17 protein-coding genes and 1 tRNA gene are annotated in these 22,302 nt (G+C 52.3%); 11 read left to right on the forward strand and 7 right to left on the reverse strand.

Translation table 11 applies throughout. The features are described from left to right. Nucleotides 1–30: 30 nt before the first annotated feature. Nucleotides 31–1,431, reverse strand: a complete 1,401-nt coding sequence (fumC, locus tag ABXS88_RS09725) for a class II fumarate hydratase (protein ID WP_353671847.1) — start codon at nucleotides 1,429–1,431, stop codon at nucleotides 31–33. A 197-nt stretch (nucleotides 1,432–1,628) separates the two neighbouring features. Here fumC and uvrB point away from each other — a divergent pair, with 197 nt between their 5' ends. After that, nucleotides 1,629–3,635 carry an excinuclease ABC subunit UvrB gene (gene uvrB / locus ABXS88_RS09730; protein WP_353674805.1) on the forward strand — a complete coding sequence of 669 codons (2,007 nt, stop codon included), beginning with the start codon at nucleotides 1,629–1,631 and terminating at the stop codon, nucleotides 3,633–3,635. Here the strand turns inward: uvrB and ABXS88_RS09735 are convergent. Continuing rightward, nucleotides 3,632–3,850, reverse strand: coding sequence for a hypothetical protein (locus ABXS88_RS09735; RefSeq protein WP_353671848.1), 219 nt, complete (start codon nucleotides 3,848–3,850; stop codon nucleotides 3,632–3,634). The two genes, uvrB and ABXS88_RS09735, sit on opposite strands and share 4 nt — an antisense overlap. Before the next feature lie 383 nt (nucleotides 3,851–4,233). Between ABXS88_RS09735 and ABXS88_RS09740 the strand changes: the two genes are divergently transcribed. From ABXS88_RS09740 to mraY, 8 genes are all read left to right on the forward strand, one after another. Then, nucleotides 4,234–5,361 (forward strand): EAL domain-containing protein, encoded by a 1,128-nt coding sequence (locus tag ABXS88_RS09740; protein ID WP_353671849.1) that lies wholly within the window; start codon nucleotides 4,234–4,236, stop codon nucleotides 5,359–5,361. A gap of 54 nt (nucleotides 5,362–5,415) precedes the next feature. After that, nucleotides 5,416–6,558, forward strand: coding sequence for a response regulator (locus ABXS88_RS09745; RefSeq protein ID WP_353671850.1), 1,143 nt, complete (start codon nucleotides 5,416–5,418; stop codon nucleotides 6,556–6,558). Nucleotides 6,559–6,631: 73 nt separating this feature from the next. After that, nucleotides 6,632–7,054 (forward strand): TerB family tellurite resistance protein, encoded by a 423-nt coding sequence (locus ABXS88_RS09750; protein WP_353671851.1) that lies wholly within the window; start codon nucleotides 6,632–6,634, stop codon nucleotides 7,052–7,054. A gap of 98 nt (nucleotides 7,055–7,152) precedes the next feature. Next, the gene (locus tag ABXS88_RS09755; RefSeq protein ID WP_353671852.1) at nucleotides 7,153–8,238 is read left to right on the forward strand and encodes a calcium/sodium antiporter; all 1,086 of its coding nucleotides are present in this window, start codon (nucleotides 7,153–7,155) and stop codon (nucleotides 8,236–8,238) included. A 3-nt stretch (nucleotides 8,239–8,241) separates the two neighbouring features. Further along, nucleotides 8,242–9,687 (forward strand): DNA repair protein RadA, encoded by a 1,446-nt coding sequence (radA, locus tag ABXS88_RS09760; protein WP_353671853.1) that lies wholly within the window; start codon nucleotides 8,242–8,244, stop codon nucleotides 9,685–9,687. A gap of 73 nt (nucleotides 9,688–9,760) precedes the next feature. Further along, nucleotides 9,761–10,408 (forward strand): phosphoribosylglycinamide formyltransferase, encoded by a 648-nt coding sequence (gene purN, locus ABXS88_RS09765; protein ID WP_353671854.1) that lies wholly within the window; start codon nucleotides 9,761–9,763, stop codon nucleotides 10,406–10,408. A 75-nt stretch (nucleotides 10,409–10,483) separates the two neighbouring features. Beyond that, nucleotides 10,484–10,735, forward strand: a complete 252-nt coding sequence (locus ABXS88_RS09770) for a DUF3134 domain-containing protein (RefSeq protein ID WP_353671855.1) — start codon at nucleotides 10,484–10,486, stop codon at nucleotides 10,733–10,735. 33 nt (nucleotides 10,736–10,768) lie between these two features. Beyond that, nucleotides 10,769–11,878 (forward strand): phospho-N-acetylmuramoyl-pentapeptide-transferase, encoded by a 1,110-nt coding sequence (gene mraY, locus ABXS88_RS09775; RefSeq protein ID WP_353671856.1) that lies wholly within the window; start codon nucleotides 10,769–10,771, stop codon nucleotides 11,876–11,878. A gap of 61 nt (nucleotides 11,879–11,939) precedes the next feature. On the opposite strand, the gene dapB is transcribed toward mraY, so the two are convergent. Continuing rightward, nucleotides 11,940–12,767, reverse strand: a complete 828-nt coding sequence (gene dapB, locus ABXS88_RS09780) for a 4-hydroxy-tetrahydrodipicolinate reductase (protein ID WP_353671857.1) — start codon at nucleotides 12,765–12,767, stop codon at nucleotides 11,940–11,942. 87 nt (nucleotides 12,768–12,854) lie between these two features. On the opposite strand from dapB, the gene ABXS88_RS09785 reads away from it, so the two are divergent. After that, nucleotides 12,855–14,138, forward strand: a complete 1,284-nt coding sequence (locus ABXS88_RS09785; protein ID WP_353671858.1) for a cyclic nucleotide-binding domain-containing protein — start codon at nucleotides 12,855–12,857, stop codon at nucleotides 14,136–14,138. 42 nt (nucleotides 14,139–14,180) lie between these two features. On the opposite strand, the gene ABXS88_RS09790 is transcribed toward ABXS88_RS09785, so the two are convergent. Further along, nucleotides 14,181–14,254: transfer RNA gene (locus tag ABXS88_RS09790), tRNA-Arg, on the reverse strand. 151 nt (nucleotides 14,255–14,405) lie between these two features. On the opposite strand from ABXS88_RS09790, the gene ABXS88_RS09795 reads away from it, so the two are divergent. Continuing rightward, nucleotides 14,406–15,743 (forward strand): hypothetical protein, encoded by a 1,338-nt coding sequence (locus ABXS88_RS09795; RefSeq protein WP_353671859.1) that lies wholly within the window; start codon nucleotides 14,406–14,408, stop codon nucleotides 15,741–15,743. A gap of 33 nt (nucleotides 15,744–15,776) precedes the next feature. On the opposite strand, the gene bchH is transcribed toward ABXS88_RS09795, so the two are convergent. The 3 genes from bchH to recJ form a co-directional block, all read right to left on the reverse strand. After that, nucleotides 15,777–19,472 (reverse strand): magnesium chelatase subunit H, encoded by a 3,696-nt coding sequence (gene bchH / locus ABXS88_RS09800; protein ID WP_353671860.1) that lies wholly within the window; start codon nucleotides 19,470–19,472, stop codon nucleotides 15,777–15,779. Nucleotides 19,473–19,547: 75 nt separating this feature from the next. Continuing rightward, nucleotides 19,548–20,477: a hypothetical protein gene (locus ABXS88_RS09805; protein ID WP_353671861.1), complete on the reverse strand. Its 930-nt coding sequence runs from the start codon at nucleotides 20,475–20,477 to the stop codon at nucleotides 19,548–19,550. A gap of 72 nt (nucleotides 20,478–20,549) precedes the next feature. Then, nucleotides 20,550–22,274: a single-stranded-DNA-specific exonuclease RecJ gene (gene recJ, locus ABXS88_RS09810; protein ID WP_353671862.1), complete on the reverse strand. Its 1,725-nt coding sequence runs from the start codon at nucleotides 22,272–22,274 to the stop codon at nucleotides 20,550–20,552. Nucleotides 22,275–22,302 lie beyond the last annotated feature (28 nt).

The raw sequence follows: 22,302 nt of genomic DNA on the forward strand, positions 1-22,302 counted from the left end.
GAACCGCTATCCCTGTAGCAGACAACCTTTCTAAGGGGCCAGCATAGTTTTGGGGTTAACCCATTGATCAAACTCCTCTGCACTCAGAAAACCAAGTTCGACACAGGCCTGTTTAAGGGTCTTTTGTTGTTCGTAGGCCGTTTTGGCTACAAGGGCCGCCCGGTCGTAGCCAATATAAGGATTCAAGGCAGTGACCAGCATCAATGAGTTTTCTAAAAAATGCTGAATTTGTTGACGATTGGCCTGGAGGCCGAGCAGGAGATGTTCCCGGAAACCATGGCAAGCATCGGTTAAAAGCTGAACCGACTGCAAAAAGTTATGGATGATCACGGGTTTAAAAACATTGAGTTCAAAGTTTCCCTGGCTGGCCGCAATGGCAATGGTCGTATCGTTGCCCATCACCTGCACACAGACCATGGTCATGGCCTCACACTGGGTCGGGTTGACCTTGCCCGGCATAATCGAGGAACCAGGTTCATTGGCCGGCAGGATCAATTCTCCTAGGCCGCAACGAGGGCCAGACCCCAACCAACGTAGATCATTGGCAATTTTCATGAGGGAACAAGCCAGGTTTTTCAGATTCCCACTGGCTCCGGCCAAGGCCTCATGGCCTGCCAGGGCCGCAAACTTATTGGGTGCAGAAATAAACGGCAGGCCGGTGAGGTGGGCAATTTCCTGGGCCACGCGCTCCGCAAATTCAGGATGACTATTTAAGCCCGTACCTACCGCCGTTCCGCCCAGGGCCAATTCGTAGAGGGGGGGCAGGCTTAGGTTCATTTGGTGGAGGTGATGGTCTAGATGGGCTCCGTACCCGGAAAACTCTTGCCCCAGACTCAGAGGGACCGCATCCATCAGGTGGGTACGGCCAATTTTGATAATATCGGCAAATTCCGCCTGTTTTTCAGTCAAGGCTTCCCGCAGGGCCTGGAGACTGGGAATTAACTGTTGCGTTAAGGCCTCCACCGCGGCAATGTGCATGGCTGTCGGAAAGGTGTCGTTGGAGGATTGGGACATATTGACGTGATCGTTGGGATGGATTGGATCTTTACTACCCAATTCTCCCCCCGCAAGGGCGATGGCCCGATTGGCAATCACCTCATTGACATTCATATTGGTTTGGGTGCCACTGCCCGTCTGCCAGACCCGTAGGGGAAAATGCTCTAGGAGTTGGCCGGCGATGATTTCCTCCGTCGCTTGAACGATTAGGGCCGCTTTCTCCGGGGGTAATTTGCCTAAGTCCTGATTCACCCTAGCCGCCGCTTGTTTGAGTAGGCCAAAGGCCCGAATTAACATCGGGGATATGCGCTCGGTGCCAATGGCAAAATGTTTGAGGGAACGCTGGGTCTGGGCCCCCCAATAGCGATCTGCTGGTACGGCAATCGGCCCCATGCTATCGGTTTCAATACGGGTGGCGCAGGATTCATGACTCATAGACTTTCGGCAAGGCATCTTTTTCCCTACCCTAGCAGAAGCCTGGCCCTGAAATCGATGCCTCTATTACCAGTTATTAATGGGCTTAACGGCCCTAGAGAAGATCAATCAGTACAGCACCATTTTAATAAACGCTCCCTGGCGTCCAGCCAAATCAATAGAATAGGTAAAGTTTGCTTATTGGCCCCTTGACGATGATGGCTTCTCCTTTTCGGCTCCATGCCCCCTTTCAGCCTACCGGCGACCAACCCACGGCGATCCAGTCCCTAGTACAATCGTTGGAACAGGGCCATCGCTTTCAAACCCTACTGGGGGCCACGGGAACCGGCAAAACCTTTACCATGGCGGCGGTGATCGAAAAAATTGGTCGTCCTACCCTGGTGTTGGCCCACAACAAAACCCTAGCGGCCCAGCTTTGTAACGAATTGCGGCAGTTTTTCCCCGAGAATGCCGTGGAATACTTTATTAGTTACTACGACTACTATCAGCCCGAGGCCTATATTCCTGTTACCGATACCTACATCGAGAAAACCGCCTCCATCAACGAAGAAATCGATATGTTGCGCCACTCGGCCACCCGTTCCCTGTTTGAGCGCCGGGATGTGATCGTGGTGGCCTCGATTAGCTGTATTTATGGTCTGGGAATGCCAACCGAGTATTTGAAGGCCGCCGTCCCCCTGCAAGTGGGTAAAGACCTCGACCCGCGCCGACTAATCCGCGACTTGGTGAATGTGCAGTACAGCCGCAATGATGTGGAATTGCAACGGGGCCGTTTTCGTCTTAAGGGAGATGTATTGGAAATTGTGCCAGCCTACGAAGACCGGGTGGTACGGGTGGAGTTTTTTGGGGATGAAATTGAAGCAATTCGTTACCTCGACCCGCTGACGGGAGAGATCTTGCACAGTTTAACCCAATTAAATATTTACCCCGCTCGTCACTTTGTCACGCCAGAGGAAGAAGTGGAACGGGCCTGCCGTCAGATTAAGGAGGAATTAGAAAGCCAGGTGGCGGCCCTTGAAGGTCAAAATAAAGTGCTGGAGGCCCAACGGCTGAGCCAACGCACCCGCTATGACCTAGAAATGTTACAGGAAGTGGGCTATTGCAACGGAGTGGAAAATTATTCCCGCCATTTAGCTGGACGACAAGCGGGGGAACCGCCGGAATGTTTGGTGGATTATTTCCCCGAGGGCTGGCTCTTGGTGATCGATGAATCCCACGTCACCATTCCCCAACTGCGGGGTATGTACAATGGCGACCAGGCCCGCAAGAAAGTCCTGATCGACCATGGCTTTCGCCTCCCCAGTGCCGCCGATAACCGTCCCCTCAAGGCCGAGGAATTTTGGCAAAAGGTGAAACAGTGCGTCTTTGTTTCTGCCACGCCCGGGGATTGGGAAGTAGAGCAGTCCCAGGGCCAGATTATCGAACAAATTATTCGACCGACGGGCGTTCTCGATCCCGAAATCTTTGTACGGCCGACCCAGGGCCAAGTCGATGACCTCTACGGCGAAATTCAAGACCGGGTTCAGCGCCAGGAACGGGTGTTAATAACCACTTTGACCAAACGGATGGCCGAGGATCTGACGGAATTTTTTACCGAGCGCAACGTTAAGGTGCAGTACCTCCACTCAGAAATTCAATCTATTCAGCGCATCGAAATTCTACAGGCCCTGCGGGAAGGGGAATTTGATGTATTGATCGGGGTCAACCTCCTCCGGGAGGGCCTGGATTTACCGGAAGTTTCCCTCGTGGCTATCCTCGATGCCGACAAAGAAGGCTTTTTACGGGCAGAGCGGTCTTTGATCCAAACCATTGGCCGGGCCGCCCGTCACATCCGGGGCCAGGCGATTCTCTACGGCGATAACCTCACCGACAGCATGGCGAAGGCCATTGCCGAAACCGAACGCCGACGCAAAATCCAGCAGGCCCACAACGAAGAGCACGGCATCACGCCTCAACCCATTCAGAAACGGGCTAGTAACGCCATTCTTAACTTTTTGGATATTTCCCGTCGCCTCAATGCCCAACAACTCGACCTAGCCTGTGAGCAAAGTGAGGAACTGTCCCTAGAGCAACTGCCGGAGCTGATCCAACAACTGGAAGAACAGATGAAAGACGCGGCTAAAAATCTGGAATTTGAAAATGCGGCCAAATATCGAGACCGTATCAAGCAATTGCGCGAGCGCCTACTGGGCCACCATGCTTAATCTCTGGCCGGCTGATCCTCTGAGGCAAATTCAAAAATCCATCCCAGGAGATAGGCATTTCTACTTGTCTTTATGGCCTTGGGGCCGGAAACAACCTTCATGGGAGAGCAAATTTCTTCAGTAGAAACACCGTTGACTTTTATCTCTTGTTTATTAAAAAGTGAAATAGTCTGACTAAGCCGGCCTTTTTTCCCAAAAACAGCGCCTGGAGACAAGGATTTTATTGAAAAAACCTAGTATAGCCATTGATTAGACCCCATTGACGAACCACTGTATTGCGTATAAATACTGATTGTGACCCATGCTCAATCCAAGCTAGGATTAATGTCATAAATATAATATTAACTTTTGTTTATCAAGCTTGCTCATTTCATCATCTCGTGGTAAAACGAGCTTCTTAAAAGTGAAGTGGGCCTTGGTCACCTAAGCAACTGCCGTTAACCCGGCAACGGGTTAATATAATCTAGCAATTAACCTGCCCTTCATCTGGATGCGGCCCCCGTCACCACCGCCTCTTGAATCCTCCCGGTAATGGTATCGCCTGCTTGTTACCGGTGCTTAGCCCCCTACTATATGTATGCGCCCCTCCTCCCGTTTTGTGAAGTTATCAATGGTTCGTTCCTTGGCTGAGCCTAGCACTCTCAAGGAAAAGCTCATCGCTCAAAGCACTAACCCTGGCATGACCCCTAAACCCCCTTTGCTCCACCACATTTTTTTTAATTATCTCCAGGCCCTTCTAGCTTGGTTAAGCCAGCATAAAAATTCTGTTGGCCATCACCTCAAAGTTTTTGTGGCACAGCAGGTGGGGTCTCGGCTATTACGGTTGGCCCGGTGGATCGAAATTAAACTAGGGATGACGATTGCCGTCGATGCGACAACCGAGAGTTTAAAAACTGCCATGTTGCCATCACGCTCCTACAACTTTGCCAAGGAGTTGAGCCGAGCCCTAGATAGTGAGCAATTCACCTTAGACTACCAACCGCAGGTTGACCTGGAAACAGGACAATTTTTAGGCGTAGAATCCCTCGTCCGTTGGCATCATCCCCACCTCGGTCGGGTTTCCCCCGCAGATTTTATCCCCATTGCCGAAGAAACGGGCCTAATTGTCCCCCTCGGTTACTGGATTTTACGAGAGGCCTGTCGCCAGTACCAGTGCTGGCAAGCATCGGGAATCCCCGCTTTTAAATTATCCGTTAATTTATCAATTCGCCAGCTACAAGAGCCTAATTTGGTCGAGCAGATCCGCTTAATTCTCTCAGAAACTGCTATGAATCCCGCGAACCTTGAACTCGAAATTACTGAGAGTTTTATGATGACCGATACCGATAGCGCCATCAATACCCTAATACAACTCAAAGAATTGGGATTAAAAATGGCCATTGATGACTTTGGCACGGGCTATTCTTCCCTGGCAACCCTTAAAAATTTACCGGTTCACACCCTAAAAATTGATAAATCATTCCTAGATGATCTGGCTGTCACCAACAAAAATTGGGTTATCTTAAATAGTATTATCGATCTGGGACACCGCCTAAGGTTGAAAATTGTAGCCGAGGGGGTCGAGAGTCACGAGCAAATGAGTATCCTCAAAATCATGAATTGCGACTATGTGCAGGGCTATTTCATTAGTCGTCCGCTCAATCTAGAGGGTATCAATCATTACCTTGGCCGTTTTTTAGCCGACCAGAGTTTTCATCAAGAAATGCTGATTCCTAGCTATCGCTAGTCAAAAAAATTTCCCCGGCATTCTTTCGTTCCTTTCCACCCCAACTATAGTGCGATGAGTGTAATGTCTCCCCTCCCCAGTACGAGCGCCATCCAAACCATCCAAGAAATCCCTTACCAACTGTTGCGCCAACTAGTTGCCGATAAAGTAACCGGGAAATTAACCATTCAAAATCCTTTTGATGAGTTTGTAAACTGGCAAATTTATTTAGGTAACGGTAAGATACACTTCGCCAACAGCGCCGCTGGTTCCATTGAGCGTCTCAACTATCTCCTTGGGAGCCATCTCCATCAGCGCAAAATTACGCTTCCTCCCCAATTGACCGATGACTATCGTTATCTTTGCGACCTCTGGAAACAAGAAATTTTCTCTTTTCAGCAGACGCGGTCGATCCTGACCCAGTTTACCCAGGAGGCCCTGGTTCAGATTCTTTCTCTTCCTAAAACAACCTGTTACCTCGATCCCAAGGGCGGCCTAGAACAACTCTTTTTAAACTTGAATCTAGAACAGGTGATTGCCCCTGTTCAGCATAAGATCCGCTATTGGTGGGAGCTCCGCTCGGAGGTCAACTCTCCCTTTCAACGTCCCCTAGTGGAGGATTGGAATCGTGTACAAACCACTCTGGCTAAGGCCCATCATCAGAGTAATGGTTGGCTCAAGAAACTTCACCATGCCCTAGAAAGTCTCCAATGTCTCTACGGCATTGCCAGTCAAACCCAACTGAGTACTTTGCAACTGGCCATGCTTCTGCGGCCGCTGATTAAAACTGGGGAAATTACCATGCTCCCCTACCAGGAGATCCAGACGGATAACCGGCCCTTGGTGGTTTGTATTAATGACCGTCCGGCCATTCAACGCATGGTGCAATACACGCTGGTAGCGAATGGCTTTAAGACGATGGCCCTCGAAGACCCCTTCAAGGCCCTGGCGATTTTGCTGAGTCAACAACCCAGTCTTGTTTTTATGGATGCCCAGATGCAGGACATGAGTGGCTATGAACTCTGTTCCCTCTGCCGCAAAACCCCCAGCCTGAAGGATTTACCGATTATCATGCTCACAGATAACGATAATTTGATCGAACGTCTCAGGGCCAAGCTAGCGGGTGCATCCGGGTTTCTCCAGAAACCTTTTTTGCCCCAAGAGCTGTTGCAGTCGATCCAAGGGCAACTACCTGCCCGCATCAGCCTTGAGGGTTGATGGGTTCTCACTCTAGGGATTGTGGGAAGATAATGAGTAATATACCCAACAGTCAGCGGGAGGGATTCAGCCCATGAGTAGTCAGCCAAAGACAAAGCAATTGCTCAAGATTTTAATCGGTGCGGCCTGGATTGATGGGGTTATTCAACCAGAAGAACGTACTTACCTTAAACAACGGGCAGAAGCATTACAGTTGGCCGAGGATCCCGACCTTAAGTTTTTATTATCGGAACTGAAGCCTGTTTCTGCGACGGAATGCTACCAGTGGTTAGAAGCCTATCTAGGGAGCCATCCCCAGGCCGAAGACTATCAAGAACTCCTGGAGGCCCTTAGTGGTCTTCTCTACAGTGACGGTGATATTCAAACCCAAGAAGCCAAACTACTCAGCATGATCCAGGATCTGGAGCCCCATGCTGAGTCTGGCAAAAATCCCTTCGATAAAATTCTGGGTCATATTCAGGCCCTCTATCGTCGAGCGATTAATCTATCCCCCTAGAAATCCTTTGACCTAGGCGCCCGATCCCCAATAATGGAAATACTGCCCTGGGAGCTTGCAAGCAATGGGCCTGTTTTTTAGTGATCGGGAGCATAGGGATGACATTGAGCACCTTTGGGGTATTGGTACTAGGATTGGCTTTATTGGTGGCAGGAGCCGAGATTTTAGTCCGGGGGGCCTCGCGCATTGCCTTGATGCTAGGGTTGTCGCCGCTGGTGATTGGCCTGACCATTGTGGCCTATGGCACTAGCTCCCCGGAATTGGTGGTCAGTCTTCAATCGGCCTTTGCCAATCAAGCAGATATTGCCCTAGGGAACGTCGTTGGCAGTAATATTTTTAATGTTTTATTTATTCTCGGGGTTTCTTCCCTCGTGACCCCCCTGGTGGTTGCCCAGCAACTGATCCGCCTGGATGTACCAATTATGATCGGGGTCTCGGGTTTAGTCTGGATGTTTGGGGCCGATGGCAAGCTGAGCCATGTCGATGGGGCGATTCTGGCCCTGGGCTCTATTCTCTACACCGCCTTTCTGATCATCCAAAGCCGTAAGGAAAGTAATCGTGAGGTTCAGAGTGAGTACGAACAAGAGTATGGCAAGCCCATCCAAGGTTCCCTCCCGCAAACCCTGTTTCAGATTGGTTATATTGTTGTCGGCCTAGGCCTACTGGTGTTGGGTTCTCGCTGGTTGGTGGAAAGTTCTGTGGCCATTGCCCGGAGCTTAGGCCTAAATGAATTGGTGATTGGTTTAACCTTGGTGGCCGCCGGAACCTCTCTACCCGAATTAGCCACTTCTGTTATTGCTAGTTACCGGGGAGAACGAGATATCGCCGTGGGTAACGTCATTGGCAGTAACATTTTTAATATTTTGGCAGTACTAGGTTTTTCGGCGTTATTGTCTCCTTCAGGAATTGCAGTTTCTCCTTCTGCTCTTCATTTTGATGTGCCAGTAATGTTCGCAGTGGCCCTGTTCTGCTTACCCGTGTTTATTACCGGACGCCTGATTTCCCGCTGGGAGGGCCTGCTCTTTATGGTTTATTACGTGGCCTATACCTGCTACCTCGTTCTGGATGCTATGCACCATGAAAGTTTAGACTTTTTCAGTCGCATCCTCTGGTTAGTGGTCATACCCGCCACGGTTTTAGCGGTCGGCTTGTCTTTTCTGCCCTCCTTCCGTAAATCTTCTTAGGCCATGGCCAAGCCTCGGAGTATCTATGTCTGTAGCCATTGTGGGGCGGATTATCCTCAATGGCACGGTAAATGTCCGGCCTGTGGCACCTACAGCAGTTTGCAGGAACAGGCCCTTCCGTCTAGTGCCAGTCAGTCCGTGGGCCGACAGCGCCCCGTTGCGAGTCGCACCACGAAGTCCAAGGCCGATCCCCGTCCCCACCAGGCCCTGACCTTTTCTCAGATTCCCGAGGAAGACCAGGGCCGTTTTGCCTCGGGTTACGGAGAACTAGATCGCGTTCTCGGCGGCGGCATTGTCCCTGGGGCCTTAATGCTCATTGGTGGCGATCCCGGCATTGGTAAATCAACCCTCTTACTGCAGGTGGCCTTTCAGTTGGCCCAGCGACTACCCCGCATTCTCTACATTTCTGCGGAGGAATCGGCCCAGCAGATCAAATTACGGGCGACCCGTTTGGGGGTCACACCACCGACCGCTGAGCGGGGAGCTTCCGGCTTGAGTGAACGGTTATACCTGCTGGCAGAAACCAACCTGGAGGAAATTCTGCGGGAATTGGAGGCCCTGCGTCCCCAAGTAGCAGTCATTGATAGTATTCAAAATCTCTACTTTCCGGCCCTCAGTTCGGCCCCGGGTTCCGTGGCCCAGGTTCGAGAATGTACGGGGATTCTGATGCAGGTGGCCAAGCGCGATAACATTAGTCTGTTTATTGTGGGCCATGTCACCAAGGAAGGGTCCATTGCTGGGCCCAAGGTTCTAGAACATTTGGTAGATACCGTCCTCTATTTCCAAGGCGACCGCTATGCCTCCCATCGACTCCTGCGGTCGGTGAAAAATCGTTTTGGGGCCACCCATGAGATCGGGATTTTTGAAATGGTGGAGGCGGGCCTACAGGAGGTGAGTAATCCCTCCCAATTATTTCTGGGCAATCGAGAAGATCCAACGTCGGGAACCGTGATCACCGTAGCCTGTGAAGGCACCCGACCCTTGGTGGTAGAACTCCAGGCCCTGGTTAGTCCCACCAGCTACCCTTCGCCTCGACGTTCTACGGCGGGGGTGGACTACAACCGTCTCCAGCAAATTTTGGCTGTCCTGGAAAAACGGGTTGGTATTCCCCTATCTAAACTGGATGCCTATGTTTCTGCGGCGGGGGGCCTGGAGGTGGATGAGCCAGCGGCAGATCTGGGGGTAGCTCTGGCCCTAGTGGCTAGTTTTCGAGATAAAGTGATCGAGCCCACCCTGATTGTCCTCGGGGAAATTGGCCTGGGGGGTCAAATTCGAGCAGTATCCCATCTCGATCTGCGTCTTAAGGAGGCCGCTAAACTGGGCTTTAAGCAGGCCCTGATTCCTAAGGGCCAGGTACCGAGCGAAAAACTGGGGCTGAAAATAACGCCCGTGGCTAAAATTTTTGAGGCGATTGTGGCGGCCCTGCCCCCTCCAGCCAAATCGGACTAGAGGCCGTGGCCTTTATTCCTGTGACGGTGTCTGAAGCCTCCTTGGCAACTGCTAAACTTTGTCTGCAACCTTCATGATTTCTCCTTCTCCTGTCATCCCTAGTCTTGTTTCCCCGGCCCTGACCCTAGCCGACATTCCCCAACCCCATTCCTTGAAATTAGGGGTTCTCGCTTCCGGTAGTGGCAGTAATTTTGGGGCCATCGCCACCGCCATTGAAGCCCAGGCCTTAAACGCTGACATTCATTGTTTGATCTACAACAATCCCCAGGCCAAGGTCAAAGAGCGGGCCCAAGAACGGGGTGTTGCCGCCCACTTGCTTAACCACCGTGACTACGCTTCCCGTGAGACCCTCGACCAGGCCATTGTGGCCACCTTCCAGGACTACGATGTGGATTGGGTGATCATGGCCGGCTGGATGCGTATTGTTACCCCTGTCTTGCTCCAGGCCTATCCCCAGCGGGTGCTGAATATCCATCCCAGTTTATTGCCCAGTTTTCGCGGTGTGAGAGCCATTGAACAGGCCCTGGCCGCTGGCGTTAAAGTGACAGGCTGTACCGTTCACTACGCGGCCCTGGAAGTGGATAGCGGCCCCATTATTGCCCAAGCGGTGGTTCCCATTTTGCCCGATGATACCCCGGCCAGTCTCCATGCCCGTGTCCAGGCCCAGGAACATCACCTTTTCCCTTTGGCCATTGCCCTCGCGGGCCAATCCCCGTTGTAGCCCCAGGGAATAGTGGTAAACTCGGAAGGCATAGTGTATGATGACAACTCTTTTTGCACGTCACGATTGGCCCCGATGTCTAAATATAATCCCTCCGTCCGCCAGGAACCCCGCTACGAACCCGCCGCCGTTTTACCCATTACCCGCGATACTTCCCTGCTCGACTGGCTCCAGGCCACCAACCGCCTCATTCCCCGGGAGCCCCTAGAAGAATCCTCCCTCGACTTGCTAGAGGAAGAAGTGGACATTACCGAACTCATGGATGGCGATGACCATCTCTACGATGATGATGGCGATGATGATCTCGATCTCAGTGACGATGATTAATAACACTCCGTTGTAAGGTTGCGTGGAGAAATTATGGTGGAGGTTAAGTCCCCAGCGGAAAGCCTGCTGAAAAAGCCAACTGGTACCAGCTTATTAATTTTACTAACGGCCCTTTTGGCCGGACTGGCCTGGGGCCTCCCCACCCTGACCGACTCATCATCGGAGCAGAGCCTGGCCCTACTTTTGCCCCTCGGCTTTAGCGCTCTGGCCAGTGGTCTTTTGGGGTATTGGATTGTTCCCGTATTGCGTCGTCTCAAAGCCGGACAAGTGATCCAAGAAGATGGCCCCCAGAGCCACCTCAAAAAAGCCGGTACGCCCACCATGGGGGGAATTTTTTTTGTGCCAGTGGCCGTGGTCATAGCCCTGGTATGGACTCAATTTGACCTGGATGTTTTGGCGGTTGCCCTAGTTACCCTCGGCTATATGGCCATTGGTTGGATCGATGATTGGCAAATTCTACGACAACAATCCAACAAGGGCCTGACCCCCCGTCAAAAACTTTATCTCCAGATTGGCATTGCGGTGCTCTTCTGTCTGTGGCTCTTTTGGCAACAAACGCCCCAACTCCTGCCCCGCATTACGGATGTGCAGTTGCCTGGTTTAATCCTTCCCCTAGGTTTTCTCTTCTGGTTATTGGCGGGTTTTACCTTGGTAGCGGAAAGCAATGCCACCAACCTGACCGATGGGGTAGATGGCCTAGCGGCGGGCACTTCGGCCCTGGCTTTTCTCGGTCTTGGGGCCTTGACGGTGATCGATGCGCCAGAGCTTGCGGTTTTTTGTGCCTGCCTGAGTGGCGGTTGTTTGGGTTTTGTCCTCCATAACCGCAATCCGGCCAAGGTGTTTATGGGGGATACCGGTTCTCTGGCCCTGGGGGGCGGCCTAGCGGCGGTGGCAGTACTGAGTGGCCATCTCTGGGGCCTACTCCTCCTCAGCGGTATTTTTCTGGCCGAGTCTCTATCGGTAATTGCCCAAGTGAGTTACTACAAGGCCACCAAAGGCCCGGACGGGAAGGGTAAGCGCTTGTTTAAAATGGCCCCGCTCCACCACCATCTAGAACTGAGTGGATGGGCGGAAACGCAAATTGTCGGCTTGTTCTATCTCGTCAATGCCTTTTTAGCGATCCTTGCGGTTATTACCTCCTAGAGACGTTTTTGGACAGAGAATTCGCTCTACGGACAGTCCAGGGCCTGGAATTGGTGAACGCTTAGAGCAGTTTTTCTAGACCATAGACAAGGCTCTTTAACTGGGTGACTTTGCGGATACCCAGCAAAACCCCCGGCATGTAGCAGGCTCGGTCGGTGGTGTCGTGGCGTAGGGTGTAAATTTGGCCCGGGGCCCCAAAGATAATCTCCTGGTGAGCGAGAAGACCGGGCAGACGCACACTGTGGATGGGAATATTTTCTGGCCCCAGGCCGCCCCGGGCCCCCTGAATCGTTTCTTTTTCTGGAACTGAAGGGGGATTATAGGTTTTTCCCAACTCCGCTAGCATCTCGGCGGTTTTAATGGCCGTACCACTGGGGGCATCGGCTTTTTGGTTGTGGTGCAGTTCAATAATTTCCACATGATCAAAGTAGCGGCTGGCCTGGATAGCGGCCTGTTGCATCAGGAGAACCCCAATGGCAAAATTGGGCGCGATTAAGCAACCGGTGCTGGCCTTTTCGGCAAAATCGGCTAATTCTTGGATTTGCTCAGCGCTGAGCCCGGTGGTACCGACGACAGGACGAACCCCGTAGGCAATGGCAGAGCGGACATTTTCATAGACAGCATCGGGGTGGGTGAAATCCACCACGACCCCCTGGACTTTTTCCTGGGTGGCTAGTACCAAAACACTCTGGAGGTCGTCCAGCACGGGGACTTCCAGGGGACCAATACCAATAATGTCGCCAATGTCTTGGCCCCGTAGGCTGGGATTGGCATCCACGGCACCAATGAGGGTCATATCCGGTGCCTGGGCCACCGCTTTAATCACTTCTCGGCCCATTTTGCCTACCGCCCCACTAACAACCACGGGAATGGGATGATTCTCTGCCATAAAAATTGAGCTATTGTTGAACTGAGGGTCAGTATAATTGCTGGATCCATCAGAGTATAGTTTCCGCTACAAAGTCAAGAGTAAGCTGTGATCACGGTGGCCAGTGCGGCGTTTTTTCAGGGAATTCTCGGGGCTTCCAGTATGGCCCTGGGGGCCTTGTTGGCCATGGTCTGGAAACCTGGTCGTCAAGTATCGGCAGCGATTATGGCCTTTGGAAGTGGCACCCTGATCGCGGCCCTAGCCTTTGAAATTGCGAGCAAAGTCTATCAAAAGTCTAATTTTTGGGTATTAATGGCGGGTTTTTTAGTAGGGGGCCTGCTATTTACCAACCTGAGTCGCTACATTGATGAAAAGGGGGGATTTCTCCGCAAACCGGCCGCTAGTCGTCGCTATGTAGTGGAACATTACCAGACCCGGCCCCTCAGCCTCATGGAATGTTTAGACAGTAGTGAAGTCCTGCAAACTCTACCGGAAGCTGAAAAAAGCCAACTGGCTCAACTGCTAACTCCCCACTACGCAAAACCCGGGGACTGCCTCTGCCAGGAAGGAGACCCCGGTGACTACTTCTACTTCATTGCGGTGGGCATCGCAGATGTCTATAAAGGCCAAACCTGGATTAGTCGCCTGGGGGCTGGGGAGATTTTTGGGGAAATGTCCCTGCTGACCAACGAACCCCGCTCCGCTACGGTGATTGCGGCGACCCCCATGGAATTGTATCGGCTTGACCCGCAGAATTTTAGCCAAGTGCTCACCCAGTCGCCCCATTTAGCCTTAGCCATCAGTCGTACCCTGGCCCGTCGTTTGCGGCGCACGGAAGAAGTCAAACACGAGCAAAAACCCGAATCTCTGATTGAACAAGTCCCCCTCTGGGAACCCCTCGGCCTCAGCAACCATTGGCAACAGGAAAACTCGACCCTGGAAAAATTGACCCAGCACTCGGCCCCTATGGCTATTTTGGTTGGAACACTGCTAGATAATATTCCCGAGGCCATGGTGATCGGAATGAATGCCAATCTGCACAGTTTTGGCAGTGCCTTTTTATTTGCGGTCTTTATCTCAAATTTTCCTGAGGCCCTATCTAGCGCCTTTGGCATGAAGCAAGCAGGGATTTCCTCCCACCGTATTCTTTACTTGTGGTTAGGGGTTGTCTTTTCAAGTGGCCTAATAGCGATTGCTGGCCATTGGCTACAGGGCAGCTTATCTGATACAACGGTATCTCTAACGGAAGCGGTGGCCGGGGGGGGGATGTTAGCGATGCTAGCCAGTACCATGATGCCCGAGGCCTACGAGTTAGGAGGCAGTTCCGTCTCCTATGCCACGATTATCGGTTTTTTGATGGGCTTTTGGATCTCAACAGGGGGGTTGGGCTAAAAACAAACCTCCCAGGAATGGGAGGCGCTTTCTCTTTTCTGACGGGCTTGGAGGGACTCGAACCCCCGACCTTGTGGTCCGTAGCCACACGCTCTAATCCACTAAGCTACAAGCCCTGGTTGTTTTCTCAACAGTTATACAGACTATCATAAATTTCTCGAAATAAGCAAGGGTTTCTGGGCAATAGGGCCGCTAGATTTTAGTTTTTGTTTCCTCCGTCCCTGGGACAGAGCGCCTAAACTAAAGATGTTGAACTGGAGCAAGTCCATGCGCCTCAATCACCAAGCCCAAAACCTATTGCGACGTGAAATTGACCAACAGGCCCAATCCCTCAATCAAGATATTCAACGACAAATTGTGCTGAAACGGTTGGATAAGTTGGCCCAGGAGCCCGGTCAACCTTTGACGAAACCAGAGCTAGAACAAACCTTGGTGGATCTATTTCCCCAGTTTAATCCCCAAGTCCTGGCCCAGGCAGCCAAGGTCAATCAGCGTCGGCCTTGGGGTCTAGGTTTAAAACTTGCCGCCGGTCTGGGGCTCGGAGTTCTAGGATTATCGGGCCTGGTATGGTTAGTGAATCTTCCCTATCCCATGATTCGACGGCCTGTTGCGAGTACGGCTCCCCTACTCCTGTTGCCCAGTTACCTGAATATGGATCGTAACTACCGGGAGGCCATTGCCCACGTCGAACAGGCCGACCAGTTAGTTAACAATGCCACTAGTGCAGCGGATATTAACCTGGGGGCTGAAAAAGTGAAGTTGGCCCAAGAGAATTTGAACCAACTCCCGGTCTGGTTCCTGGGGTATGAACCCGTCCAAATTTGTAGTTTTATGGGCTGTTCGTGGCATTTTACCTTCGATGAATTCAGTAGGGCCCGGGCCCAAGTGGGACGCATGGAGGCCCGTATTTTCCAAGAAACCAACGCCCTCAGCCAACTCCAGACGGCAGAAAGCACCATTCAAACGGCCCAGAGTACCTATCAAAGGGCGACGAATCCCCAACAACAACGCCAGGCCATTAACGATTGGCAAACGGGCCTCGATCAATTGTCTCTCATTCCTCGCCAGACTCTGGCCGGAGAACAGGCCGAAGGAAAGTTCCGCAACTACAGTCAGGCCTTGCAACCGATTGCCGGCCAGACTACCGGCGCTCAGAAAACTCAGACCTTAGTGGCCGCCGCCCAACAATTCGCCACCCTCGCCCAGCAGGAAATGGGCAAAGGCCCCCACAGTGTCCTGGAATGGCAAACCATCCAAACCATGCTCCAACAGGCCATGGAACGTCTCCAGCAGGTTCAACCTCAGGATCCTTTCTACCTAGAGGCCCAAACGTTATTGGCCCAATATACCCAGCGTCTTGGCCAGGTGCAAAATCAACTCCAACAAGAACAGTTAGCTAGCCAGGCTCTAGACAACGCCCAGCGGGAAATTCAGGCCCTGATTGCCAGTGGCCCAGTGACCGCAATCCCCCAGCAGAGAAATCAGTTCAAAAGCCGTCTCAATGGCATCCTGACCGAACTGGAGAAGGTTCATCCTGGCACTACAGCTTATCCCCAGGCCCAGGAATTAATCAAACAGGCCCAGAGTACTTTGAAAAAGCTCTAGTCCACTGTATTTCTTAAACTCGAGCAAACTTTGTTAGACCGTGATTCCTTCCAATTCCTCCTCTGTTAGGTTATACAACTGCCGTAATTTGGCAATTTTTTCTTCATCTGCTGGCCAAAAGCCCCGCCCGTGGGCCTCTAGCATCCGCCCGACAATATTGCGAAAGGCTTCGGGATTAGCCCGTTGGAGTTTCTCCGCCATGGCTGGGTCAAGGGCATAGGTCTGGGCCGCTTGGTCATAAACCCAGGTATCGGTAAAGTTCACTGTTCCGCTCCAGCCCAATAGGGCCGTCATCCGTTGCGAGACTTCATAGGCTCCCCCTGACCCCTGGGCCACCATTGCCTCGGCCCATTTAGGATTGAGCAATTTACTGCGGTATTCCAGCCGCAACACCTCCTCCAGTTTGCGGGGGGTCGTGTCCTGGGAAAAGCTCTCGATGAAATTAGCCGTCACTTTGCGGCCCTGCTGTTTTTCCGCCGCTAGTTTGAGTCCTCCCGTATTGCCGTAGTATTCCTGAATATCGGTCAGGCCATACTCCACCGAGTCGATCTGTTGCACAATGCGGCCACTGGTTTGCAGGAGATGTTGCAAAACTTCTGGCCGAGCTTGCCCTCGGTCTTGACGGCCATAGCTAAATTGATTGCGGCCCTGCCAAGTCTGAGCCAGTTCATTATCCGTTTCCCAGTTGCCTTCCACCACTTGGTCATTCACCAGGGAACCAAAGTCCCCGGCGGGATTGGAAAAAAGTCGGGCACTGGCATTGGTCACTCCCTGGGCCTGGAGAGTAAGGGCATGTTTGCGGATAAAGTTTTGCTCCCTGGGTTCATCGGCTTTGGCGGCCCGTTGAAAGAGGTCATCCAGTAATTCCAAAATATTGGTAAAGGTATCGCGGAAAATCCCGGATAGATTGGCCAAAACATCAATGCGGGGATGGGTTAACTGTTCCAAGGGAATTAATTCGTAGCGGACAATGCGGCCGGTTCCTTCCTTAATCGGTTCAGCCCCCACCAGTTCCAATAAAATGCCCAGGGATTCTCCTTTGGTTTTAATGGCATCCAGGCCCCAGAGCATCACCGCCACGGTTTCAGGATAGTTGCCATTTTCCGCCAAGTGTTGGTCTAGAATTTTCTGGGTCATGATCCGGCCCCGTTCGTAGGCCGCGGTTGAAGGCATCCGGTAGGGATCAAGGGCATGGATATTACGGCCAGTGGGTAAAACGCCCGCACCATCTCGGAGCAGATCGCCGCCAGGAGCTGGTGGAATATATTCCCCATTCAGGCCCCGCAGTAAATTAGTAATCTCGTCGGTGTTTTGTTGCAATAGGTCTCGAATCTGCAAAGCTTCCTGGAGAGTTTGCCCCCGACCATTTGCCAAGGACAGTAATTCCCCATCGCTCTGATAGCCGTAGGCAATGGCAGTACGTTCCCGCTCCAGGAGTCGATCACCAAAATAGGCAGACAGATAACCATCCAATTGTTCAGGACTAGGGGCCTGGCCAAGAGTATGTAACCCAGAAGAAAAAAGCCGCTGTTCCACCACCTGTAAATAGTCATAGACCTGGTAAAAATAGGCCTGGAGGGCATGCCGACTAAAGAGACGGGCATTTTCTGTGGTGAAATCAATGCCTAATTTTTGGCCTTCCGCAAAAACACAATCTTTTTCTAAGCCCGCATCAACAACTTTTTGCACAATGATCGGGGCCAAGACCTGATTTTTATCCGGATCTTCCCGATATTCGCTGATTAAATCCCGCAGGGTCATTAATTCTTTGTAGAGGCCCGCCCGGCCATAGGGAGGCACATTATGGGAAATCAACACTCCGTAACCCCGCCGTTTGGCCAACATTGATTCCGAGGGATTATTGGCAGCGTAGAGGTAAAGATTGGGCAGATTGCCGAGCAAAATATCGGGCCAGGAATAGCTGGTATTGCCCAGAGAAGAACCCGGCAACCATTCCACTGTGCCGTGCATACCGAAGTGAACCACTGCATCGGCCTGCCATTCCTTTTCCAGCCACTGATAAAAAGCAGCGTACTGGGGATGGGGCGTTAAATCCTTCTCAAACATTAAACGCATGGGATCGCCGGCCACACCCAAGGGGGGTTGTACGCCTAACCAGACATTCCCTAGCTGAATCCCGCCCAAATAGAACTGCTCACCGTAGGTACGAATCCCCGTATCGGTCAAGGACTGCCATTGTTTTTCGATGCGTTGGGTCAGCAGATAACCGAGCCATTTTTCCAGGGCCTGGACGCTGACACTTTTCGCCTCAATATCCGCCTTGGCAATACTCTCATCCGCCGCCTTCACCTGGGCAATCAAGTCTTCTCCACTAGCGGGTAATTCCCCGATGTTGTAGCCTTCCTTTTGCAGGGCCTGTAGGACTTTGAGTAAACTTTGAGGTACATTGAGCAAAGCCGCTGTTCCGGTGGCCCCGTAGCCGGGGGGAAAACCGTAGAGAATAATGGCAATCCGGCGCTCAGCCTTCGGTTTGCGTCGCAATTTGAGCCAATTTTTCACCCGACTGGTCAGACGTTGTACCCGTTCTGGAATTAGATAAATCTCATCTCCCACTAGACCCCCGAGGGGAACGGTATCAATGGCCCCGTCCAATTCTGGCAGAGCGTAGAGCACCACACTTTGCAGGCCCCCAATGCCCCGTCTTGTCCAGGAGTGAATATCTTGGATCAGCAGGGGTGCAGCGATGAAGTAGGGGACATTCTTGCGGCTGAGGATTTGCTTGGCCACTTCCACCTGTCGTCCGGCCTCCATGGAACCCGCAGGGCCACCGACGAGGGGAAAACCAATGGTGGAGATAATGGCTTCAACCGGAACCGCTTCCTTATTAATTTTGACCCCTGGTAAAGCTTGTTCATCTCGGCTGGTGAGCCAATCCCGCACAATGATATGAGCTTCAACCCCGTTAATAAAAATCGGTAGGGGCAATAAGCCTGCTTCCTCAAAGGCCTGAATTAACTGGGGAATGTAGCGTTGCTGGGTAATAACGTGTTTACGGTACAGCAATAAAGCCACCACGGGTTTCTGCCCACCGCCCCGTTGTTGATACCAGTGGAGATAATCCCTGGGACTGGTGAAGTAGCCCTCATAGTCACGATGCAACAGGCCCTTGTTAGGGGTTTCCTGGACGGGGGGAATTTCTTGAACAGATAGACCTAAATAATTTTCGGCCAAGGCCCAACAGAGCGCCGCCACATTTTTCTGGCCCCCGGCGTTCCAATAACCATAGATAATCAGCCATTGCCGCAGATCCTGCACCTTACGGGCGGGAATAAATTTGAGCAATTTCGGGCCAGTTTTGAGAAAACTGAGATAACCCGCTAACTTATCCTCCTCTCGGCCACTGGAGAACTTGCTCAGGATCATCTGGATCGGTTTCGGCATCCCCTGGGGCTTATCGCCGATGCAAAATTGTCCTAATTGAGTCAAAGCCATCAACTCCAGGGCCGACTCAAATACCAAACGAATGGGAATCTCTTGAACTCTGACCCTCAACCATTGCACCTGGTCGTAGTCAAAGATCAGGCTGGCAAAAAAAACGTCGGCTTCAGCTAAGGCCGCTTCGACCTGTTTCGCTTGACTTTGCAAATCTCGGTCGTTAAAGGTCAGGACTTCTAGGCCTGGACAACCCTGCTGGGCTAATTGGGCGGCTTGTTGGTACAGACCCCGATTAAAGGCCTCAAAGCCCGTAATGATCACGATCCGTTTCATAATGTTCTCCGGCTAGACCATTACTTAGTATTTTAATTCTTGTACAGTAGTTAGAGTGGGCAAAAGAGACGACGACTAGGTGGGTTGGCCATTGAGCTTAAAAAAATTGGGATGGGTCGTCTGTAACCCAGCAGCCATCTGGTGGCCTCCGCCCCCCCAGGCCTGGGCAATGCGACTAACATCGGCCCCGGTGGATAAACTCCGCAGACTCCAGCCATGATTGGTGCCACAGGCCGCAGTAAAAAAGGCCTGGGGATAGAGACGCAGTAACTCTGCACAAATATCGGAGGTATAGCGGCTTTCCTGATCCGTTTGGAGATACACATGGGGAATGTGGGGATAGCCCGCAATAATACCGATTTGATGGCGTTGCATCACCTGCTGAATAATCCGGTCTTTTTCCTGCTTTACACTTTTGCCGTACTCGACGGCAACTGCGACAAAGTCGGCCCCGAGGGCATAGTAACGGTCATAGACCTCAAAACTCCGGCCCGTGGCGGTATAGGAAAGGTGGACTAGTTCTGTCTGGGGCAGTTGATGAAGCCAGAGGTCGCGGTCACGCACATACTGCAAAAAAAGGGGAACCGGTTCCTCCGGAAAGAAATATTTCCAGGTAATGGTAGCTCCGCATTCCAGCATATCGAAGCCGAGGGTCAGGTTCCCTTGTGTTTGAAAGATCATTTGTTCTAACTTTCTGGGCTGGAGTAGGCCCCCGAGCATTTCCTGGGCCGTTTTGTGGTGGTCGAGCAGGATCACCTGATGGCCGTCGGCTAACCAGGCCTGAAGAACCTCAGCGGGAAAGGAAAAGTCTACAATGTAGAGCGCTCGCGGTGAATGAGGATCGACAGAGGGAATCGGTTCGTTATAGGCACAACCCACAATTTCAATGGCCGGTGGGGGCGATTGTTGTTTCAGGTAGCGGTGACAAACCCAACTAGCCGCACTGCCATCGGCGCAGTCAATACCGGGCTTAACTTGGTGATAAAAAATAGTGGCATCCACCATGGTCACGTCGCTCTGAATCGTTATAAATACTAGGATACTGGCTTCGGTTCGTTCTCGGATAGGGGCCAGGGCCTAGGGAAGACGACAACCGACAATTTCCAGTTGCAATGTCTTTTCGCCGCGATAGTCATTGACCTGAAGCTTATAGGCCAGGTCGAGACAGGCCGGCAAAGGGGCGTATTCTCCCCAGCGCCAGGCAATGCCCTTTAGCTTTATTTGACCAGGGCCATCGGTTAGGGTGAGTTGCAGATGCTTTTGCTCCTTGCCAACCCGTCGTTGTTCCAGCAGGCGCACCTGGGGTGTCCAAAAGACAGGAAACTCATTGCCAATGCCCCAGGGTTGTAATTGATCAATCTGTTGACGTAATTCAAAGGTCAAATCAGCAAATCGGGCCTCGGCATCGATCTTGACCAGGGGCCTAAGCTGTTCGGGCTGGAGATGCTCATGGGCAAACGTCCGTAACCGCTGCTGAAAGGCCTCTAAATTGGCCGCCGCTAGACTAAACCCCCCAGCGGCCCGATGGCCTCCAAATTTTCCCAACAGGTCTTTACATCGATCCAGGGCCTCGTAGATATGAAATTCCTCCGTGCCCCGAGCCGAACCACGAATCTGGCCCTCACCTTCCTCTGTGGCGATAAAAACTGGTACGCCGTAGCGTTCCACCAGACGCGAGGCCACAATGCCGATCACCCCATGGTGCCAATGGGGATGCACCACTAGTAAAACTCGGTCTTCTTGCCAGAGAAGGGGGGTCGATTCAATCAGCTTAATGGCTTCCTGTTCAATGGTTTCGCACAGGGTCTGGCGTTGGCGGTTGGTCTCTTCGCACCGCTGGGCCTGTTCTTGGGCCAGGTCAGGATTAGTTGTAGTCAGGAGTTCAATTACCCACTGGGGATTGCCAATCCGTCCGACGGCATTGATGCGGGGGCCAAGCTGAAAACCAATATCGTCGGGTTGCAAGCTTTTTTGGCCGACTTGAATATTTGCCACCTTGATCAAGGCCTGGACACCCAGGATTTGGGACTGGGGCAGGAGACGTAGGCCGCGTTTGAGCCAGCGCCGATTCACGCCCACCAGGGGGGCTAAGTCTGCAATCGTACCCAGGGTGTATAGCTCTAGGAGTTGAGAAGTTAGGCCTGTCAGTTGACCGAGGCGTTGGGCGGTGGTAACGGCCAAAATATAGGCCACACCCACGCCAGCCAGACCATGGTAAAGGGAGGTTGCTGGCAATAGCTTCGGGTTAAGAATCGCTTGAGCTGGGGGCAGGATTTCCGGTAAGTCATGGTGGTCGGTGATGATTACCGTTAGACCCAGTTCTACCGCTAGGGCAATGGCCCCATAGGCAGAAATGCCGTTATCCACTGTCAAAATCAGCTTAATGCCCGCCTCTGCAAATTCCCGCACAATACGCTCGTTAATGCCGTAACCATCGGTCATACGACTGGGAATGGCGTAATCCACCTGGCCCCCGAGGAAACGCAGGGCCCGCAGAAGCAAGGCAGTACTGGTCATGCCGTCGGCATCGTAATCCCCACAGATTGCCACGGGGAGTTTTTCTTGAATGGCCTGACTTAGGAGTTCCACACTTTTTTCCAGGTCGGGAAACTCCGTTAAGGGATTCGGCAGAGCCAGGGCCTCCGGGTCACGAAACACCGCCGCTTGGGCTGGGTGGGTAATACCCCGATTGACGAGCACTTGGGCCAGTAGGGGGGCTAGGCCTGTGGCTTGGCTGATGGCCTGGACGGCATCGGCCGGCGGCGCGGCAATTTTCCAGCGTTGGCAAGGTAGAGAGGGCATCACTATCAAGGGGGGAATCGGCAGGCAA

The organism is Synechocystis sp. LKSZ1 (genome assembly GCF_040436315.1).
GTDB lineage: Bacteria > Cyanobacteriota > Cyanobacteriia > Cyanobacteriales > Microcystaceae > Synechocystis.

Coding starts and splice junctions, on each gene's coding strand:
- ABXS88_RS09770 (WP_353671855.1), top strand. CDS start 10,484: ATGTCTAAATATAATCCCTCCGTCCGCCAGGAACCCCGCTACGAACCC.
- ABXS88_RS09795 (WP_353671859.1), top strand. CDS start 14,406: ATGCGCCTCAATCACCAAGCCCAAAACCTATTGCGACGTGAAATTGAC.
- radA (WP_353671853.1), top strand. CDS start 8,242: ATGGCCAAGCCTCGGAGTATCTATGTCTGTAGCCATTGTGGGGCGGAT.
- ABXS88_RS09755 (WP_353671852.1), top strand. CDS start 7,153: ATGACATTGAGCACCTTTGGGGTATTGGTACTAGGATTGGCTTTATTG.
- dapB (WP_353671857.1), bottom strand. CDS start 12,767: ATGGCAGAGAATCATCCCATTCCCGTGGTTGTTAGTGGGGCGGTAGGC.
- ABXS88_RS09750 (WP_353671851.1), top strand. CDS start 6,632: ATGAGTAGTCAGCCAAAGACAAAGCAATTGCTCAAGATTTTAATCGGT.
- purN (WP_353671854.1), top strand. CDS start 9,761: ATGATTTCTCCTTCTCCTGTCATCCCTAGTCTTGTTTCCCCGGCCCTG.
- uvrB (WP_353674805.1), top strand. CDS start 1,629: ATGGCTTCTCCTTTTCGGCTCCATGCCCCCTTTCAGCCTACCGGCGAC.
- mraY (WP_353671856.1), top strand. CDS start 10,769: ATGGTGGAGGTTAAGTCCCCAGCGGAAAGCCTGCTGAAAAAGCCAACT.
- fumC (WP_353671847.1), bottom strand. CDS start 1,431: ATGAGTCATGAATCCTGCGCCACCCGTATTGAAACCGATAGCATGGGG.
- ABXS88_RS09805 (WP_353671861.1), bottom strand. CDS start 20,477: ATGGTGGATGCCACTATTTTTTATCACCAAGTTAAGCCCGGTATTGAC.
- recJ (WP_353671862.1), bottom strand. CDS start 22,274: ATGCCCTCTCTACCTTGCCAACGCTGGAAAATTGCCGCGCCGCCGGCC.
- ABXS88_RS09745 (WP_353671850.1), top strand. CDS start 5,416: ATGAGTGTAATGTCTCCCCTCCCCAGTACGAGCGCCATCCAAACCATC.
- bchH (WP_353671860.1), bottom strand. CDS start 19,472: ATGAAACGGATCGTGATCATTACGGGCTTTGAGGCCTTTAATCGGGGT.